Consider the following 18,623-nt stretch of genomic DNA (forward strand, 5'->3'; position numbering starts at 1 on the left):
TCCGTCCCTTTAACTTTATGAAAAGACACACACTGCTTGCCACCCTGCTGCTGCCCGGCCCGCTCCTGCTGGCGGAGGAACCGCCTGCCGCCCCCCGGCTGGTGCCGCGCCCCATCCCCGGCATGCCTGCGATCCCCGCCATCCAGCCACCGGCTCTCAAGGCGGCTCCCGTCATCCCTGGCGGGCAGGCTGACGGTGATAAAGCCGTCCTCCCCAAGGACGACCAGGCCCGCGTCATCTACATCCACCGCCGTGCAACCCTGCCAACGGAGCTGACCCAAAACCTGCCGGTGGCCAAAAAAACGAAAACCTCCGCGCCCCAGATCCAGGTGATCCAGCCTGCGGTAAAGATCATCCCGAAAAGCCAGGCCCAGGCGCTGGTCTCTGCCAAAAAATGAACTTATGAAAACTCCCCCCTCCCATCGTCTGAGATCCGGCTTCAGCCTCATCGAGATCAGTCTCGTCATCGGTCTGCTGCTGGGACTGGCCGCCTTTGCCACCATGAACGTCACCGCCGTGCGGGACTGGCAGCGGGGCAAGGATGCCGCCGTGTCGATACAGGCAGTCTTTTCCGCCCAGCGCGCCTACATGTCAGACCATCCGACCGCAGACATCGCCGATGTCAGTGCTGCCGAGCTGCAGGCTTACCTGCCAGAAGGGTGGAGCAGCATTCCCACCGCCATCAGCCTGACCGGGGAAACGCTGAACCTGAACCACACCGTCATGCCACCGCAATGGCGGCTCGGTTCGACAGCGTATGATCCCTCCGGCAGCGGAAATGATGGACTTTGGGACGCCGGTCACTGAGAGTACTTTGAAATTATCGTATGGCTCCTACTGCACTTCTGCACATTCCTGAAGGCACGCGCTTTGGCTACCGTGCCGGGCCGCCCTGGAAACGCCAGGCCAGGTGTCTGGTGGAGGCTGCGCAGGGTGTCCACGCCGGCCCTGGGCTGCATCTCCTGGTGGCACCCAACGGCTCCGGTAAAACCACCCTTCTGCGCACCCTGGCCGGACTGTCCAGCCCGCTGGCAGGCCGGGTGACCACGGAAGCCCAGGTCCACTATTATGCGGATGAACTGCGCGCGGACCCGGAGATGAAACCGCGCACTTTTTTTCGTGCCTGGTTCAAAGGCCCGTCCCTGGCGGCGGCGGAGGAGCTGGCGGCCACCCTGCGGCTGGATTTGAAGTGTCCCATCGGCAAGCTTTCCCGTGGCAACCGCCAGAAGGTGCTGCTGATCCTGGCGGAAGTGAAGGCCGCACAAAGCCCCAAGAGTGTGCTGCTGATGGATGAACCCCTGACCGGCCTGGATGCGGAAACGCGCGAGCAGGTGACCGCCTTGTGGGCCACGACCCACACGGCCGCCATGCGGCTGGTCATCATGCATGAACTGGAATGTGTGCGCCAGGCGGACTCGCTGCTGACGATAGCCCGCGGCCAGCTCCGCCATGCCACCGGCCGGGTGGGGGATTCCTGGATGACCACCTACCAAACTTTGCAACAATGAGCTCTCTTCGCCGCTGGCCTTTGTTCCGTCTCAGTCTGTCCGCGCTGGCCGGGCGCGGGAGCTGCTGGCTGCTGCTGCCCGGGGCGCTGGCCTTTGCCTGGGTGGCCCCGCTGCTGACGCCCTGGGAGGAAAATCCGCAGATCCTGCAACCGGCGCGGGCGCAGGCCGCGTGGATCTATGCCTGGCTGATGCTTTTCACCTGGCTGCCTTTTCAGGCGTCCGCCCTGGGGCACCGTATGCGCAAGGAAGGGATGCTGGAGCATCTGCACGCTGCTGGTACGGGCAAGGCAAACCAGTGCCTGCAACTGACGGCCGCCATTCTGGTCTGGATGGCCGCCATTGTCATCGCCGCCGCCGCCATCTGCCTGACTTTGACGATGCCGGCCCACCCGGAGGAGGCTCAAATGTGGACGGAGACCGTGCTGCAATACAGCCTGCTTTACAGTCTCTGCGCCGCGCCCCTTCTGCTGCTGGCGACAGCCCTGGGCACACGCACGGCGGAAGTCATCGCCTTTCTTCTGCCGGTGGGACTGCTTTTCACGGGCCTGTTCGGCGCAGCCTGGCTGGCACCGGTTCTGGGCGGTTCCGAGGCGGGTGCGCTGAAATCGCTCTGGCTGGCCCTGCCACACTACCACCTGGCGGATCTGACCCCCCGGCTGGTTTTTAAAATGGGGCCGCTGCCCGCTGAGGCTTTTACCGGCAGTACACTCACCCTGACCCTGCAGGCGGCCGCCATCTCCCTCTTTGGACTATGCCTCTTCCGTACACGCTCCTGAGCCTGACCGCTGCCGCCGGCCTGTGGTGGGCCGGTCATGCACTGTCCTGTGCCAGGCCTGCCCTTCAGGCCTCAGCGGCACCGCCAGTGTTTGCACTGCCGGGCAGCGCCTATGGCAGCCTGATGGCAAGGCTGATCCGCGATTCACTTTTCAGCTACTGGCATGGCGGAGAGAGCGCCACCACCCTTCCTGAGCCAGCCGCTAAAAAACAAGCCGCTCCCCCGCCCCCGCCGCCCGGACGGTTTGCCCGCAAAGGCGCGCCGCCCCCGCCTCCTCCTCCGGCTGAGACTGAGGCACCCGAGGGCCTCTCGTGGGCAGACCGTCAGGTGGACCGGCTGGCCAGGCTGGAAAAGGCACGCACCAGGCGCAACAACCCGCTGCCCATGTCCGCCGCCCACCAGCGTTATGTGAATGCAGCCGGCGATGTTCGCCTGCGCCTGGCCTACCAGCTGGACCCTGGAGATGCCATCCTGTATGAGATCCTGCATTTTCACCTCTCCACCCGCGGGCCGGAAGCGGGGGACGCCAAGCCTTTCCTGGATGCCCTGGCCAATAAGGCCATGGCCTATGGACAGCGTCCGGAGGCCAGCCTGTCCGACACCCTCACCGGAGCCGGGGCCGCCATCAACCTGCTGAACCAGGAACTCCTCACAGAAACCCGGAAGCGGAATGTGGCGGGCATTCAAAAACAATGGGCTAATTTGGAAGCCTGCCTTGGCCGTTACCACTTGATCCGGCATAAAGCTGAGACTGAAGGCTGGTGGGAGCGCATCCCGCCCCTGCGGCGGCAGGAGCTGGAAGAACATGCACGGCTGCTGATCCGCATCCGGGGCATGGTGAAACAAACGCTGGAGAAGCCGGCCGCCGCCCAATAACCCTGGGGCAAACAGCCCCACGCCTCAGCCCAGCAGGTTGGCATTGAACACGTCCTCGGAAACGAGGCCCGCGCGGTAGTGGTTCATCAGGCACTGGTCCCAGCGCAGGTTGCCTTTATACCGCAGGGAATCCGCCAGGGAGGTAGCGCTGCCATCATAGGCGCGCATACCTGCGGCGACGGCATCGCTGGTGTTTTGCAGATATTCGGTGACCAGCAGGCGGCCGTTGAACCCGGTGAGCAGGCCTTGGGAAAGTACGAAGGTCAGGGTCTCGCTCAGCCGGTGCAGGATGCCGGGCTGCTGCTCCTTGGGGAAGAACTCAAGGATACGGTCAATCGTTTTCACGGCTCCGCGAGTGTGGAGGGTGGACAGCACGAAATGCCCGGTCTGGGCGGCCTCGATGCAGGTCTCCATCGTCTCACGATCACGGATTTCACCGATGAGGATGATGTTGGGCGTCTTGCGCAGCACTTCCTTGAGGCCGCTCTGATAAGAGATGGTATGCCGTCCCACCTCCTGCTGGGTGACCAGGGACGGGGCGGGCATTCGCATCCCCGGCTGGTTCGGGTCCTCCATGGTGGTGTCGTAGCGGTATTCGATCGGGTCTTCGATGGTGACGATGTGCTTTTGGAAATTCCGCCGCACCCAGTCCAGAATGGCTGCCAGGGTGGTGGACTTGCCCGAGCCGGTGGGTCCGGTGATGAGTCCCAGGCCAAAACGCCGCTGCATGAGCTCCCGCAGACTGTCCGAAATCATGGGATCAATGCCCAGCGTCTCAAGCTGGGAAATTTTGGCCCGCAACCAGCGGCAGGTGACGCCCATGCCGTGCTCGCTCAAATGCACCTGCACACGCATCCGCACCGGGGAGCCCAGGGCGCCCTCTTCACAACTGAAGTCAATGACCCGCCGGGAGCGCACCTTTTCCCACATCTGCTCCGCTGACCCGGCTGCACTGGTGTCCGACCAGATTTCCACGGACTGGCGGGTGTACAATCCTTCCGCCAGGCGGGCGACGGCATCCGCATCCTGAATGCCAAAGGCTTCAGCGACCTCCAGCCCCCGGTTGGTATGCAGGTAGATCAGGCCCCCGGTGCGTACCTGCACATCGGAGATTTCACGACCCGGAAAAGCCGCAGCCAGACGGCCGAGGATGTCATTGTTGGCGATGGTGGAACTCATGGCGATTGGAAGCACTATCCTCAGTCCTGGGGGATCTCCTCGATCACAACCAGCCAGTTCATGGGATGAATCGGCGGCAGCTCCGCAGGGCTGCGCAAGGGGGCAAGCTCGGCTGAAATGCTGTCCGCATGTACCAGGTCATCGCTGCCGGATTTGATGTCCAGCGGCTGCCAGGGAGTACCTGTACCGCCGGTGGAAAGACTGCCAATCTGCCCCCGATGGTCAATGGGCCGGAGGTAGCCCGTCGTTCCCACCCGCAATTCGGCAGAATAGATGGAGAGGGGCGGATAAAATTCCGTGCCCGCCTCCAGCCCTGAACCCGCAGGAACGCCGGCGGCCGGAATGGCATTGAGGTCATCCCCGACATAGACGCGCAGCGGCCCGACGATGGAAAGACCCGTCGTGTAGTCTGCCAGGTTTTTTCCGCGCCGGATGATGACGCACATGTCTGCCTCCGCTGGCGGATCACTGGGGACGAGCACGTTCAGGGGGTCAACGGTGGCATCCACCCCGAAGTGAATACTGTTGTTGGTGGCCACCGTGGCACCGCCCTGGGCCTGAAGCCAGGCATTGAGCAGCGTAGGATAGAAGGTCAGGCAGGAGCGGCTGTTATTGGTCAGCTCCGTCTGAAAAGGCATCTCACTCCCACCGGGTTCAAAGATGGTAGGCCAGTTGGATTCCCGTTGCAGGGTGATCTCGGTCACCGTCCCGGCAGGGTTTTGGAAACGTACCCGGAGGGCCGTGGGCGTCTGGTCTTCCAAACTGACGACCTGGGTGGCCTCCACGGTGATGGCACAACGCGCACCACCAGCGGTGTAACTCTCCCATTGGTTCAAGGCCACCCCTGCGGGTGCCCGCTGGAGATAGGCGGCCCCGGTCGGCAACGGCAGGAAGGCCAGGCGCCCGGAATTGGCTGAAAGCGCCACCGGCAGGGCGTCCGTCCCCTGCGCCGCCTGCAGCCGCTCGCGCTCCCCCATGGCATCAAAATCCGTCCCGACAGAGACGCCGCCGATGTCCATCTGCTCCGTAAGCTCGATGCCGCTGCGCCCGGCGAGGCGGTCCGCACCATAGGCTGCCTCCACGCGCATCTGGTCGGCATAGACGGATCCCTGGATGCTCACCGTGTCCGCATTCCAGGCAGTGCCGTCCTCATGCTGGCCGATGCTGGCAAAGGTCGCCCCTTCGATGGGCAGCTGGGACGGAATTTCATACAAGGACAGCACGTAGTGCCGGGCGACGCTGCTGCCACGGTTGCCGTAGTTGACGGTAAAGGCCCACCAGTTGCGCTTGGCCACGAATGGCTCGCCAGGGGCCGCATAGCCAAAGCGGATGTTGGGATAAGGAATCAGGTTAAATACCGGATGGGCGCCCACATCTGCCAGCAGGCCGGGGACCTGCACCGTATAACGCTTCAAAGGTGTGATCAAAGGGCGGACCGCATCTGCACTTTGGAGGGCGGCGCTCATGTCCAGCAGCGGGGGGACCTTGCCCGCAAAAGCAGGCAGCTCAAAAATGGCGGAATAGTCCGAGGTTCCGGGCGTGACGCGGCCTGGCTCACCCGACAGTGAGGTGATCCAGCTTCCCAGCTCTTCCCCAGTGTGGTCTCCTACATTGCCATTGCGGTGGCCGGCAAGATCCAGGGCTTCCAGCATGGCCGGAGACATCCGGCTGCTGGCGGAGGAAAGGGCGACGGCTTCAGCAAAAACGGCTTCCCAGCTGTGAGCTGGCGAGTCTGCGAAGCTGGCCTTCATGCAGGCGATAGCCTTGTCAGGAAAGACTGCCACCAGTGCCCGCAACAGGGCCTCCTCACGCTGGTGATAATCCACCCGCAACTGGGTTTTGGCCGCCTGGTCCCGGTTCATCAGCGTCTGCTTAAAGAGCATGGTGACGCTGAGAGTGAGCATGAGCGCGATGCCTGTGACCAGCGGCAGCGCAGCATAACCGGAAGTTCGTTTATGGATGGCCTGTTTCATCGTGCACCTCCGCAGTAGCTTATTTCCTCGCCATTAGGCCCGGTCAGGGTGGCCTCAAGGATGCCTCCATCCGCCCGGAAACTGGCGGCTTGCAGTCCCTGGCAGATCAGCCAGGAGGTGCTGCTCCCGTCTGCCTGCCGGGTATAAAAACGCAGGCTGGTGCCCGCAGCCTCCTCTTCCGCTGCAATGATGCGCTCCTCCGTGGTCTGTGCAGCCGTTTTGAAAAACAGCCTCACCGCCCCGCCATCCACCAGCCGCGGGGCCGCCCCCAGCCCGGCAGCCTCCAGGTTTTCATAGATGAAGTAATGGTCCGCCTGCTGAAAGATGCGGCCCAGGATGCTGCCGATCTTTGGTGCCTCCTGGATAAGAAAGGACTGGCGCTGGGCCATGGCCATGAAACTGAGGTGCTGCTGCAGCATCAGGATCAGAGCGCCGCTGAGCGTGATCATCAGGCCCATCGCTGTGGAAACTTCCAAAAGCGTGAACCCGTTGCGGCGCCGCGCGCCGGGAGCTGGAAGGGCGGATTTCATTGCACACGCAGGACCGACCGGCTTTTCGTGTATTGCTCATCACCAATGTTGTAGGCCAGGATGGAATGCAGACGCCAGACCGCCTGGGAAACCTCGCTCACCGGCGCGGCCTCCTGGGTGCGGAACCGTCTGATGACTCCCTGCACGGCGGTTCCGCCAGCCAGACGGCCCAGCGTCACCGTCTGCTCATCCACCACGACATCCTCCGAATCCAGGTTCGCGGCAGGCCAGGCGCTGGCCTCCCCGGTCACATCGGCAAAGGGCAGCCGGTTGGCCAGGGCGGTCTCACGGGTCAGGTAAGCATCCGTCAGCGTCTGCATCACCGTCCACTGGTTGCCAGAAATGGCCAGAAGTGAGGCCCGCATCAGCACCAGGGCCACCAGTGCAGTCAGGCCCATGGCCAGGGAAACCTCCACCAGGAGGCTCCCGCGCCGGGGGGCAGGCATCTGAAATGGCAGCTTCATGTCAGGGGTTGGCGGACACTTCCTTGGTGCTGATCTGACCGCGTGAACTGATGACGCGGTCCACCTCAAAGGTCACATGCGCAAGACGCTCAGCCGCCCGGCCAAAGAAGGGCGTACGGGTGATCACCTCCAGCGTGTAGATGCCGTCATCGGAGGCATAGTTGGAAAGGTCATCAATGGAGATGGACAGGTTCTGCGGCACATTGGTGGATTCCCCTGACAGATGAGGGTTGTAATAGGTTCCAAATCTGCGTTCCGTATTGCCCACCACCGTTCCCTCAGTTCCCAACACCTGGCCGCCCTGGTAATATTGTACATAGGTGTATGAGTCCGGATACAGATTCTCCAGGGTGATGACCACGGTGGGAATGCGGTCAATGAACACCTGGTTGTCAGCAATGTTACCGATGCTGGCTGCGGCCACCGGCCAGACTTCCACCTTAGGCTGGGCCAGAATCGTGTCAGGCACCATGAAAGAAGCATATCTCACGATGGTGAAACTTTGCTCGCCATTGCCCGCGCTCAGGGTTGGGGATGTGAGCTGGTGGTATAGAGGGCCAAGTGTATAGCTGCCGTTTTCCAGATTGGCATCTTCCATGAGATACTGGGGCTGATCCAGCAGGGAATAGGTTTGCGCATCCGCATTGCGCCCTTGCACAGCCAGATAAACAGAGCGCTCCGCCGTGCTTGTGCTTCCTTCCACCAGACCTTCGACTTCGATCTGCACCGTGAACGGGCGGTCTGCCCGCGTGCGCCTGACAAAATTGCCGCTGGACGGGTCTCCCCGGACATAGTCGTCCTCTGTGGCAATGGTGATGGCCACCTGGGGATTATAAGTCCCGATCAGTTCCGTATCCAGGAGGTAAATGTTGTTATCCCAGGCAGTGCCCCGGGCGAAAAGTTCATACAGCGAGCCGGTTTCATTCACCCTTACCGGTGCCGTGTAGGTGCCGCCGTTACCGACGATGGGCGTATCATAAATCTGGCCGGTCGCCAGGTCCGTCTGGCGCACCCAGGCCTCCGCCTCCTGCGCGGACAAGGAGGTGACAAGCAAGCTCGCGAGTAAAATCAGCTTCTTCATGTTCATTTTTCCTGAGAGGTGGAACCGGCAGGTGCTGCCTCCAAGATGGTGATGGGGCCGCCTTTATACACGGCCACCAGGAGGCGTGTGTCCTTGGCAATGCTTTGTAACAAGGTCCTGGCGGCACGGGCATCTCCCCGGGACATCTCCAACGTGACGTCCGTCCCCCCCAGCCAGGCCGAGTTTCTTTTCAAAAAATGGGGCCAGAGGGTAAACTTCCCCACTGGAGCGGCCGCCACCCGGTTCTGCAATGCAGGTGGCACATGCAAGATGGAGCCCACCGGTATCAGCGTGAACATTTCTCCGTCCGTGAGGATGATGGAGCGAGCCCACAGGGAGCTCTGAGTGGCGGGGGGGGCTCCCACAACGGGCTTGGCAGAGGCCTGCAACAGTGACTTTAGGCTGGGGGCCTTTTCAGCCTGCTCTCGCAGCTTTTCCTCCGTCACCACATCCCGCGCGCCGCCTGCGGCAGGCTGCCCCCATGCGAGACTGCCGACGGCAGCCATGCAGAGAGCTGTGATCAGCGCTCGCATTGAATGACTGGCGGCCAGAGATTTCATTTGCAGACGGCAGTGAGCGTGTAAAAGCGCGGATTATTCCCGGGTAACCGTCGCCGTACCTTCCGGGTTGGGGCTGTCCTCAAGGATCCAGTTGCCCGTGATAAAAGTGAGTGATCCTGTCGGGATGGGCGGGTCCTTTTGGTGCTCGCCCAGGATGTTGAAGATTCCGTTGGGTTTATGGGCATTGCCGCCTCCCTGCCAGGTGATGTCCACATTAAGCGGGGTCGTCGTGGCTTTCCACACCGCTGGTGGGGTAATCAAGAGAGTCTGCAACGGGGAGCTGTTATACTCCTGGATATTGCGGAAATAGAGATTCCCGGCCCTCTCGCCACTGCCGTTCCCCACTGTGACGGAGGCTTTGAGGTTAAACTGGCCTCCATTTCCGTTCGTTCCAGAGGAGCCTGGGGCACCGAGGGTGTCCCCTTTGGCTTCAATGCCGGAGAAAACAAACTTGTACGTGTTCGTGATCGTGTGATCAATTTTGAAGGGAACCTTGGTGGCAATCCGGGTGCCGGCAGTGATCCCCGGGGCTCCCAGCATAATGTCTGCATGAGCGGCCGACTGGATGAACCCGACAGTTAAAAAGATAAAGAAATGCTGATAAAGTTTCATATGATTACCAAATTTTGATTTTCCGACATTTTTTTAAATTTCGATAGGTCCCGGCTGAGCATTATCTCTCATAATTGAGATTTTGCAATGGCAATTATTGTTTATACGCATTAATTCTTTTTTCTTTGGAGCATGTTTCGATCCTTTTTGTGGTTTTTATCAATACTGCACAGCCAACAAGCTCGTAATATGATAAATGGCATAATCTTCATATAGAAAATTCGCGAGGCCCCCGGGGTAAACAGTGGTTGCCAGGGTTTTACAGTTGACGCAGGATTTCTAACAGCCCAGTCTGCAAATGTGCCGGTTCTGACGCGGACCGGAAATGGTTCATCATCAGGGCAAAGCTGAACTCTGCGCCAGATGTCCCCTTGACATAACCGGTGTAGGAACGCACCCCGGACATGGCACCACCTTTCCAGCGGACGGCTCCGTCCGCCGAGACCAGCAGGGATTCACGATAAAACTCTCCATGCGGCCCCTGACGCGCCAGATGCTGCAAGCGGGCGAGGTCGAGCGGCCGGATGAAATCCGCGCGGGCCAGGCCGCAGCCGTCCTCCATGCGCAGGCCTTCAAAAGCCAGGCCGCGTGCCAGCCAGTGGTCTCTCACCACTTCATCCGGCGGTTTTCCATCCGTCAGGCCTAACAAACGATACAGACATTCGGTTTCGTGGTTGTCCGAAGTGGCATGGATGCTGGTGATGATGTCAAGAAGCGGTGGGGATTCATGGGTATGCAGCACCTCCAGGGCTTCGGGGATGGCCCCGGAGGCCGAAGTCTCCGCAGCACCTTCCACAATAATGCCGGCATTCAACAGCAAGGCCCGCAGATGATGCGCTGCATACTGCTCAGGATCGGGTACGGCACCCGTCACGGCAAAGCCAGTCGAGCCCAGCGGCACGGTGCCGCGCAGATGAATGACACCCGTGCGCTCGCCGCCATAAATGACCACGCCATCCCCGGATTCGGCGCTGCCGGTGATCATTTCGTTGATCCATCGGATGCCTGGCACCTCTGGACTGGCACCGAGGAAGGCGGCCTTTGTACCCTCTTCATCCCCCGCGCGGAAGCGAGCGGTGAAACGGTTGTGATTCAAATTCAGGCCCGCCACGCCGCTGCCGTAGCCGTTGCCGATGTCGCCCCAGTTCCAGAAGTCATCGTAGAGTGAACCCTGCAGCAGGCGGCCATCACCGATGATGCGGCCCGTGATGCGCTGGAGCCCCTTTTCCAGCAGCAGGGCAACCCAGGCTTCCAAGTCTTCCAGCGAGAGGGTGGGATCGGCGCCGCCTTCGATGACCAGGTCTCCAGTCAGGATGCCATCAAGAATGGGAGCTGTTGATTTCAACAGGGTCTGAAGACGATGCTCCGGACCCCAGATCTCCAGGGCGGTGGCCGTGGTGACGGTTTTTAAAGTGGAGGCAGGAATGAAGGCCGTGCGGCTGTTCTGTTCAAAGACAACTTCCCCGTCTGCATCCAGGAGACAAAAGCCAATGGCCGTGCCGCTCAAGGCCGGATTCTGTGCCGCTTCTTCAAACAGGCGCACCAGCTCTGGATAAGGCGGCGGGACAACAAGAACAGGCGCATCCTGGCGGCCCAGCAGAAAGAGCAGGGCCGTTACCGCCGCTAACAAAAAGCATATCAGCGCATTCTTCACGGTGTGAGGATCATTTGTTTTGCTCCAACCAGTTCAAAACCACATCGGGGAAATCGGTGAACAGGCCGTCCACCTTCGCCTGGTTGAACAGCAGGTCCATTAGGTCGCCTGGAGAAGTGGCAAATTTCGGCAGTTCATCCGTGCGCAGGGTGTAGGGATGCACTTTCAACCCTGCGGCATGGGCGTCTTTGACCAGTGAAGTGATGTGGCGGTCTGTGCCGATGATGCTGCCTATGGCAGGGCCGATGCCGTCTGCCACCAGCTTTAGCTCCTTCAGCCCCTCAGGAGACCGCAGATAGGCGAAGTCCGTTCCGTCGCTGCCTTTCGCACCGGCGCCCATGAGCATGATGAGCCTGCCTTTCCAGCCAAGCTCCTGACGGATGCGCTTCACTTCTTCATACTCAAAGCACTGCACGTAACACGCATCCTCCCTGCCCTTGTAGCCATACTTTTCCAGGATGGGCAGGACAATGCGGCTGATGTCATGGCCTTCTTTGCGATGCCAGGCGGGCTGCTTGATCTCCGGATAAATGCCCGCCTGCCGGCCGGTGCTCTGGTTCAGCCCCTGAATGAGCTGAAGCTCCTCCTCCAGCGTGGGGATCTGAAACGTGGAGCGGTTCAGCGGAAAGCGTTGAGGGAAAACTTGGAGCCCGGTTTTCGCATTGAAGCGCTCCGTCACACGAAGCTGCTTCAGCTCTGCCAGCGTGAAATCCAGCGCGTAAAACCGCCCGTCCTCGCGTTGCCTGCCAGGGAAACGGGTGGCCACATCGCTGATGGTGTCCACATGGATGTCATGCAGGACCACGGGCACATCGTCCTTGGTCAGCACCACATCCTGCTCGATGGAAGGCGCACCCATCGCATGGGCCATGGCCTTGGCCTCCAGCGTGTGCTCCGGCAGGTAGCCGCTGGCCCCGCGATGGGCAATGACGAGAGGGGAGGGTTCTTGGGCCATCAGGGGGAGAGTTGTTGCCAATACGAGGAGGTATCTCATGCGTGGAATGGACGCACCTTAGCGGTCATCTGGAAGGCTGTCGAGGCTGCTGAAGTGCCTTGCACTTTTGCATGCATGATTGGATGACTGGAGCTTCATGATTTCTGAAATCCAGCCGCCGCCCACTTATCAGGTCCATCGTATCGGTCACCCTGGCTTTGAGTGGAATCACGTTGTCCAAATCACAGATTTCACGTTTCCCTGGGAAACCACACCAGCGCCTCAAACCTGCTTTCGTGCTGCATGGAATGAGGAGAATCTCATCTTCCGTTTTGACTGTGTGGACGAAGATCTGGTGCTCGGCGAGGGCGAAACTTTAAAGGATCGTGTGCTCGGTTCCGACCGGGTGGAAATATTCTTCGCACCCGATCTCAGCCTGAACCCTTACTACGCCTTTGAAATCAGTCCGCATGGAGAAGTCCTGGCCTACCGTGCCCGGCATTACCGGCAGTATGACTGGGAATGGACCTGCCCTGAGCTGGTGGTCGAAGCGAAAATTGACGGCAAGGATTACCAGGTGCAGGGGACGCTGCCGATGGCCGTTTTACGCGACCTGGACATCCTCAAGCCCGGAGCCACCGAGTTTTTCGCCGGCGTCTTCCGTGCCGAGTTTTCCCACAAACCGGATGGCGGTATTCACTCCGGCTGGATGCCATGGGTGAACCCACAGACCGAACGACCGGACTTCCATGTCCCGTCGGCGTTCGGTGTTTTTGAACTGTTGGGCTGAAAACTGGCCTGCGGCATCACTTCTTCAGCTTCGCATCTAGCTCATCCAGCTTGAAGCGCACGCTCACCACATAGGCCAATTCACCCTCGGTCCAGTGGCCGTAGGTGGTGGTCACAAAGGTACCATCTGGCAGAAGCTCCACGCCAGGATAGGTGCAGTCCGCACCTTTGGTATTGTCCATGATGCGCACGCGATAATGCCCTTCGCTGCCTTTGACGATGTCCTCATACTTGCCAACCCAGCCCACCCAGTCTCCCTTCGTCGGACTCACATGCGTGGTGTCGCGGAAGGTGATGAAGAGCCGTCCGTCGGGTCCGTATTTGGCCACATGGCGGTCACCGGTGAGGGCGGCTGGCAGCTCTCGTGGCTCCGTCCAGGTCAGCCCTTCGTCATCGGAAAAAATGACGTAGGAATTGTACTTCCGTGAGTTTTCCCGCAGCAGCACGGCGATCTGTTTGCCATCCGGTGAGCGCAGCACGCCGGGCTCGCAGAGGCTGGCATCTGGCAGCATGGCAATAGGAGCCGGCACACTCCAGGTCAGACCACCATCGGTGGAAAGGCAGGTGTAAACCCAAAAACGCCAGGGCTTGGCAGTGGAGGAAGTGTGGTCGCTGTGCGGAGATTTGACGCGATATTTCTCCACCTCACCCCCCCGGATGAACCGGCCGTCATCATGAAAAAAGGCCAGGTAATGCCCCGGCTTGTCCAGGCCGATGACGGTGGACATGGTCACCACGCCGCCAAAGTCACCGATGGGTTTCAGCTCTCCCCAGGTCGCGCCATCGTCCTCCGTCACCGCCATGCGGATGGGATACAGGCCGCTGAACATGATGATGCGTTTTTTGCCTGCGGCATCCACCACACGATGCAGGGTCGGCACTTCCAGGGAGGTCTCCCAGGACTTCGGTGTGGGGAGCCTTTCGCTCCAGGTCAGGCCGGCATCGTTGCTGCGTTTATAGACGATGGCTCCGCGTCCGTGGCCCTTCGGATAGACGATGAGCATCGTCTTGTTATCCTCCAGCAGCAGGGTTGTGGGATGCCCCAGATACTGTCCGGCCTCGCGGTCCACGATGACCTGCCGCTCCTTCTCCCCGCTGATGTCCACGATGGGAATCGTGTACCCAGGCTTCATCTTGGTTTTCAGGTTCTTCGTCGGCGTCGGGGGTAGGTTCGTGTCCTTCTTCTGCAAAGCGGTCTGCTGGGCGCTTCCCCACGCGGTGGAGAGGCAGAGGATGGAGACAACAAGGAGTGGTCGGTGATGCATGGCGGAGAACCTACGCCTCATCCCGACCTACCTTATCAGGGCCCTGCATTTCCGTATCAGTTACGCTGGAGCCCGGCAGGCAGTTCCTTCAGCCTCTCCACCTCCGTGATCTCATGGAAGAACCACGGTTTGCCACTGGCCTTTTTATAAATGACCGTCTTGCTCGCATACTTGAAGCCGTCGTGCTCTTTCCAGTCGCTGAAGAGGTAATAGTCCCCACGCCAGCCGATGCGGCTCAGGAGCTTCGTTTCTTTGTCAAAATACAGATCCATGGCCGGATCAATGGTGCCGCTGACACTGAGGCCAAAGAGCGGCGGCCCTTCGTGCGTGAAGTCGGGAATGATTTCCACCTTCGTCGCTGGATCCACCAGCACGCCCAGGGTCCAGGCCCAGACATCGAATTTGGCCGGTTCATCCGCCCGCTCCTTTTTACCCAGCCACCAGTATTTGGGCGGTTCCAGGACGGACTCGCGAACGGTGGCCTTCTTTCCTTCATCCGGAGTCTGGTTCGCGCCGAAGTGAAAGGTCTCTTTGATGCGAAAGAGGGTGAGCAGCTTTTCTTTGCCACCCGCAGCGGCCAGCACTTGGTCAATCAGGGGCTGCACCGCAGGGTCCGCTGGCGTCGTTTGTCCCTGGCTAGAAAGGGCGCTCAACAAAAAGAGCAGGGTGCAGAGGGTGCGTAAAAACATGGTGATGCAGCGTGGAGAGATCTTTCGCGCAGCCATAAACGCCATTGAAGGCTGGCTTCCTGCATGCGCAGCGATGCGATAAAACCGTTCAGCGGAAATTCCAGCTCCGCCCTTGAATCTCCCCGCATCGCCAGCCATCTCTAGGGGACTATGCGTATCCTTTCCGGCCTCCAACCCAGCGGGCGTCTCCACATCGGCAATTATTTTGGCATGATGGAGGCGGCGCTGAAGCTGCAACATGAAGGTGAGGCGTTCTACTTCATCGCCGACTACCACTCCCTGACCAGCATCCACGACGGCAAAGCCCTGCGCAGCAATGTGCGGGATCTGGCCATTGATTTTCTGGCCTGCGGGCTGGACCCGGAGAAGTGCGTCTTCTTCCGCCAAAGCGACGTGCCGGAGCATACGGAGCTCTCCTGGATCCTGAGCACCGTCACTCCCATGGGTCTGCTGGAGCGCTGCCATAGTTATAAAGACAAGGTGGCCAATGGCATCAGCGCCAGCCACGGCCTCTTTGCCTACCCTGTCCTCATGGCGGCGGACATCCTCATTTATGATGCGGATGTCGTCCCCGTGGGCCGCGATCAGAAGCAGCATGTCGAAGTCACCCGCGACATCGCCATCAAGATGAACGAGACCTTCGGCCAGGGCCTCTTAAGGCTGCCGAATCCCCGCATCCGCGAAGAAACCGCCGTGGTGCTCGGCACGGATGGCCGCAAGATGAGCAAGAGTTATGGCAACACCATCCAACTCTTCGAAGAACCGGCCAAGCTCAAAAAAGCCATCATGAGCATCCCGACAGATTCCACCCCGGTGGAATCTCCCAAGCCGGTGGAAGGCAGCAGCATCCTGGCACTTTATCAACTTGTCGCCTCCCCGGCGGATTACGAGGCGATGGTGGCTGATTTCCAGGCAGGCGGCAAAGGTTACGGCGACTTCAAGAAACGCCTCCTTCAAGGTATCACAGACTATTTTGCGCCCTTCCGCGAAAAGCGTGCCGAGCTTGAGTCAAACCCGGAATATGTGAACAAAGTCCTCGCCGAAGGTGCTGATAAAGCCCGCGCCGTCGCCCGCAAAACGCTGGAGCGCGTGCGCCAGGCGGTGGGCCTTGGAGATTAATCTGACCTGCCCTGATGAATCCCAACGGCTACGAACTCCTCGACAGCGGCAACTTTCAAAAGCTGGAACGCTTTGGCGAGGTGGTGCTATCCCGCCCCTGTGCCCAGGCTGTGTGGCGGCAGACGCTGCCACCCAGCACTTGGCAAAAGGCCACCGCCAGCTTCTTCCGCGATGGCGGTAACCAATGGCGTGGGCGTGACCGCCTGCCGGCCACCTGGGAAATTGGTGTGGACGGCACCCGCTTCCAGCTCAGCAGCACGGACTTTGGCCACCTTGGCATCTTCCCGGAGCAGCGGGACCAGTGGAAACGCATCCGCGAATCCTGCGCGGACTATCGCAAAAAACACAGCCGTGCTCCGCGTGTGCTGAACCTCTTTGCCTACTCCGGTGGCAGCACTCTGGCTGCCGCCCATAGTGGAGCGGAGGTCTGCCATGTGGATGCTTCCAAAGGCATGGTGGACTGGGCGCGCAAGAACGCCATGCTGAACAGCCTGGATGACAAACCCATCCGCTGGATCGTGGACGACGTCACCAAATTCCTGGAGCGCGAGCACCGCCGTGAGAAGTTTTATGACCTCATCATCCTGGACCCGCCCAGCTATGGGCGCGGGGCCAAAGGGGAGATCTTCAAGATTGAAAACGACCTGCCACCGCTGCTCTCCCTCATTGGCAAACTGATGTCTGACCAGCCTCTGGGCGTGCTGCTTTCCTGCCACACGCCGGAGCTCACCCCTCTCTCATTGCATCATTTGTTAGTCCAGCAGTTCGGCCAGTCAGGCGGAACTCTGGAGCAGGGGGAGATGCAGCTTCGTGGTGCGGCGGATGTCCTGCCCGTGCCCAGCGGCAGCTTCTGCTGGTGGCTGAAATGACCTGCTCCCATGCCCGTCATCACCTCCAGTTACCAGGCGCCCCGTTTCCTGCGTAACGGTCACGTGCAGACCGTGCTGCCCACCTTCCTGCCACGTGCGCGACCGCCGCAGGCCAGACATGAGCGGCTGGAGCTGGAGGACGGAGATTTCCTGGAACTGCGCTGGTATCAAGCTGGCCACAAACGCCTGGCCATCCTCTCCCATGGTCTGGAAGGCTCCACCGATGCCATCTACATCCGCAGCATGAGCGCCGCCCTGCTGCTGGCAGGATGGAATGTGCTGGCCTGGAATTTTCGCGGCTGCGGCGGCACGGAAAACCGCCTCCCGCGCTCCTATCACAGTGGGGAATCAGGCGACCTGCGCAGCATCATTGGTTACGCCGCCGATGACTATGAGCAGGTGGCCCTCGTCGGTTTTAGCCTGGGCGGAAATATTACCCTCAAATGCCTTGGCGAGCAGGCCGCACATCCGCACATCGTCGCGGCTGCCGCTGTCTCCTCGCCGGTGGACCTGGCCTCCAGCGCCCGCGTTTTGGATGAACTGCCTGGCAACCGCCTTTACCTGAAACGCTTCCTGAATACCCTCATCATCAAGATTGAGGCCAAGGCCCGCCTGTTCCCGGACAGCTTCGATATCCAGGGCATCCGCGCTATTCATACCATCAAGGAATTCGACGACCGTTTCACCGCCCCCATGCATGGCTTTCGCGATGCCGATGACTACTGGGAGCGGGCCAGTTCCCTGCCCCACCTGGGCAAAGTTGAAGTTCCCACGCTGCTGCTGAATGCGCTGAATGATCCCCTGCTGACTACGCCTTCCTTTCCAGAAGAGCTGGCAGCCCAAAGTCCGCATCTGCACCTGGAAATGCCGGCTTACGGCGGCCATGTCGGCTTCCTGGACCACCGTCTGCGCGGCTGGCATGAGCGCCGCGTGGTGGAGTTCATCGGCGCTTGCGCCGGTGACTGAAGAAAACGAGGGCAAAGAACACCAGCAGGACGCTGATGACTATGATCAGCACGACCTTTCCCAGATCTGGATACACACGCCTGACGGTGACTTCCGAGATCGTATAGGCTTCCACCTCCCTTTCCTCTTCCACCACGGGTGCGGCAGTGAATTTAAACGGACGGCTCGTCTCCCCAGGAAAAATCACCTGGGGTTTGCGTTCTTCATTGCCTTCCTCCCCGTTGATCAATATGAGGCTGACATTGGCCTTCCTGCCGAAGACAACTTTGAAACTGTCCGCACCGGCGGGCACCTGGGACTTGGCCGTGGCCAGCAGATGCGTTTCCGTTGTGTCCGGTTTCACCGCTTCATAGGTGGCCCCGTCCAGCGCGACAAAGTCACAGGGCGGCATCGGCACAGGTTCATCATTGAATGTCAGGCCCACATTCGCCTTCAGATACTCCGTGGCCTTTTCATACGTGGCCTTCTTTTCCTCCGGCGACTGGTTTAAATACCAGTCCGCCGACACCGGTGGCAGCGAGGTCGGCTGATCACTCAGAAACACCCTCGGATCCAGGTTCATCTTCAGCGTGAACCCATGATCCTTCGCAAAATCCACCTCAATCGTCATGTTCGGCACGACATGCGCCTGAGCCTGAAAAATCAGGGCAAGAAAAAAAACGGCCAGCCAGTGAAAACAACTCATGTAGCCGACCTATCAAACGCAAGACAGCGTCCGTCAAACTGCGCCATTGCCCGTTAATCGAAGTTCAGGGTTACTCCTATGCCATCCGGTCTGAA

General features: G+C 60.2%; 21 protein-coding genes. 9 read left to right on the forward strand and 12 right to left on the reverse strand.

Annotated elements, in window-relative coordinates; genetic code table 11:
- Positions 1 to 17 precede the first annotated feature (17 nt).
- The 5 genes from WJU23_RS20925 to WJU23_RS20945 are packed head-to-tail and all read left to right on the forward strand — an operon-like array spanning position 18 to position 3,159.
- Positions 18 to 398, forward strand: coding sequence for a hypothetical protein (locus WJU23_RS20925; RefSeq protein ID WP_346334572.1), 381 nt, complete (start codon positions 18 to 20; stop codon positions 396 to 398).
- A 4-nt stretch (positions 399 to 402) separates the two neighbouring features.
- Positions 403 to 807 carry a type II secretion system protein gene (locus WJU23_RS20930; protein WP_346334573.1) on the forward strand — a complete coding sequence of 135 codons (405 nt, stop codon included), beginning with the start codon at positions 403 to 405 and terminating at the stop codon, positions 805 to 807.
- Between the two features lie 20 nt (positions 808 to 827).
- Positions 828 to 1,508, forward strand: coding sequence for an ATP-binding cassette domain-containing protein (locus WJU23_RS20935; protein ID WP_346334574.1), 681 nt, complete (start codon positions 828 to 830; stop codon positions 1,506 to 1,508).
- Positions 1,505 to 2,284: a hypothetical protein gene (locus WJU23_RS20940; RefSeq protein WP_346334575.1), complete on the forward strand. Its 780-nt coding sequence runs from the start codon at positions 1,505 to 1,507 to the stop codon at positions 2,282 to 2,284. The genes WJU23_RS20935 and WJU23_RS20940 overlap by 4 nt, the downstream gene beginning before the upstream one ends.
- Complete coding sequence (locus WJU23_RS20945) at positions 2,260 to 3,159, forward strand: hypothetical protein (protein WP_346334576.1); 900 nt, start codon at positions 2,260 to 2,262, stop codon at positions 3,157 to 3,159. The genes WJU23_RS20940 and WJU23_RS20945 overlap by 25 nt, the downstream gene beginning before the upstream one ends.
- Positions 3,160 to 3,183: 24 nt before the next feature.
- Here the strand turns inward: WJU23_RS20945 and WJU23_RS20950 are convergent, their stop codons facing one another.
- The 9 genes from WJU23_RS20950 to glpQ form a co-directional block, all read right to left on the reverse strand.
- The gene (locus WJU23_RS20950; RefSeq protein ID WP_346334577.1) at positions 3,184 to 4,338 is read right to left on the reverse strand and encodes an ATPase, T2SS/T4P/T4SS family; all 1,155 of its coding nucleotides are present in this window, start codon (positions 4,336 to 4,338) and stop codon (positions 3,184 to 3,186) included.
- A gap of 20 nt (positions 4,339 to 4,358) precedes the next feature.
- Positions 4,359 to 6,311: a hypothetical protein gene (locus WJU23_RS20955; RefSeq protein WP_346334578.1), complete on the reverse strand. Its 1,953-nt coding sequence runs from the start codon at positions 6,309 to 6,311 to the stop codon at positions 4,359 to 4,361.
- Positions 6,308 to 6,841 carry a hypothetical protein gene (locus WJU23_RS20960; protein ID WP_346334579.1) on the reverse strand — a complete coding sequence of 178 codons (534 nt, stop codon included), beginning with the start codon at positions 6,839 to 6,841 and terminating at the stop codon, positions 6,308 to 6,310. Before WJU23_RS20960 ends, WJU23_RS20955 begins: the two co-directional genes overlap by 4 nt.
- Entirely contained in the window at positions 6,838 to 7,305 is a 468-nt protein-coding gene (locus WJU23_RS20965) for a hypothetical protein (RefSeq protein WP_346334580.1), read from the reverse strand. The genes WJU23_RS20960 and WJU23_RS20965 overlap by 4 nt, the downstream gene beginning before the upstream one ends.
- Position 7,306: 1 nt before the next feature.
- Positions 7,307 to 8,386 (reverse strand): hypothetical protein, encoded by a 1,080-nt coding sequence (locus WJU23_RS20970; protein WP_346334581.1) that lies wholly within the window; start codon positions 8,384 to 8,386, stop codon positions 7,307 to 7,309.
- A gap of 2 nt (positions 8,387 to 8,388) precedes the next feature.
- A complete protein-coding gene (locus WJU23_RS20975; protein ID WP_346334582.1) occupies positions 8,389 to 8,946 on the reverse strand; it encodes a hypothetical protein in 558 nt (185 codons plus the stop codon).
- A gap of 33 nt (positions 8,947 to 8,979) precedes the next feature.
- A complete protein-coding gene (locus WJU23_RS20980) occupies positions 8,980 to 9,558 on the reverse strand; it encodes a hypothetical protein (RefSeq protein ID WP_346334583.1) in 579 nt (192 codons plus the stop codon).
- A gap of 259 nt (positions 9,559 to 9,817) precedes the next feature.
- Entirely contained in the window at positions 9,818 to 11,212 is a 1,395-nt protein-coding gene (gene dacB, locus WJU23_RS20985; RefSeq protein WP_346334584.1) for a D-alanyl-D-alanine carboxypeptidase/D-alanyl-D-alanine-endopeptidase, read from the reverse strand.
- 10 nt (positions 11,213 to 11,222) lie between these two features.
- On the reverse strand, positions 11,223 to 12,206 hold the full coding sequence (gene glpQ / locus WJU23_RS20990; protein ID WP_346334585.1) for a glycerophosphodiester phosphodiesterase: 984 nt from the start codon (positions 12,204 to 12,206) through the stop codon (positions 11,223 to 11,225).
- 97 nt (positions 12,207 to 12,303) lie between these two features.
- Between glpQ and WJU23_RS20995 the strand changes: the two genes are divergently transcribed.
- Positions 12,304 to 12,936 carry a carbohydrate-binding family 9-like protein gene (locus WJU23_RS20995; RefSeq protein WP_346334586.1) on the forward strand — a complete coding sequence of 211 codons (633 nt, stop codon included), beginning with the start codon at positions 12,304 to 12,306 and terminating at the stop codon, positions 12,934 to 12,936.
- 16 nt (positions 12,937 to 12,952) lie between these two features.
- On the opposite strand, the gene WJU23_RS21000 is transcribed toward WJU23_RS20995, so the two are convergent.
- Together WJU23_RS21000 and WJU23_RS21005 are read right to left on the reverse strand one after the other, a co-directional pair.
- A complete protein-coding gene (locus WJU23_RS21000; protein WP_346334587.1) occupies positions 12,953 to 14,200 on the reverse strand; it encodes a sialidase family protein in 1,248 nt (415 codons plus the stop codon).
- 56 nt (positions 14,201 to 14,256) lie between these two features.
- Complete coding sequence (locus tag WJU23_RS21005) at positions 14,257 to 14,889, reverse strand: hypothetical protein (RefSeq protein WP_346334588.1); 633 nt, start codon at positions 14,887 to 14,889, stop codon at positions 14,257 to 14,259.
- A gap of 150 nt (positions 14,890 to 15,039) precedes the next feature.
- Here WJU23_RS21005 and trpS point away from each other — a divergent pair, with 150 nt between their 5' ends.
- From trpS to WJU23_RS21020, 3 genes are read left to right on the forward strand one after another with little or no spacing between them, the layout of a single operon-like run.
- A complete protein-coding gene (gene trpS, locus WJU23_RS21010) occupies positions 15,040 to 16,008 on the forward strand; it encodes a tryptophan--tRNA ligase (RefSeq protein ID WP_346334589.1) in 969 nt (322 codons plus the stop codon).
- 14 nt (positions 16,009 to 16,022) lie between these two features.
- On the forward strand, positions 16,023 to 16,877 hold the full coding sequence (locus WJU23_RS21015) for a class I SAM-dependent methyltransferase (protein WP_346334590.1): 855 nt from the start codon (positions 16,023 to 16,025) through the stop codon (positions 16,875 to 16,877).
- Positions 16,878 to 16,886: 9 nt separating this feature from the next.
- Positions 16,887 to 17,843: an alpha/beta fold hydrolase gene (locus tag WJU23_RS21020; RefSeq protein ID WP_346334591.1), complete on the forward strand. Its 957-nt coding sequence runs from the start codon at positions 16,887 to 16,889 to the stop codon at positions 17,841 to 17,843.
- On the opposite strand, the gene WJU23_RS21025 is transcribed toward WJU23_RS21020, so the two are convergent.
- Entirely contained in the window at positions 17,818 to 18,528 is a 711-nt protein-coding gene (locus WJU23_RS21025) for a hypothetical protein (RefSeq protein WP_346334592.1), read from the reverse strand. The genes WJU23_RS21020 and WJU23_RS21025 overlap by 26 nt on opposite strands.
- Positions 18,529 to 18,623: the final 95 nt, after the last annotated feature.

Source organism: Prosthecobacter sp. SYSU 5D2 (genome assembly GCF_039655865.1).
In the GTDB taxonomy this organism is placed as follows: domain Bacteria; phylum Verrucomicrobiota; class Verrucomicrobiia; order Verrucomicrobiales; family Verrucomicrobiaceae; genus Prosthecobacter.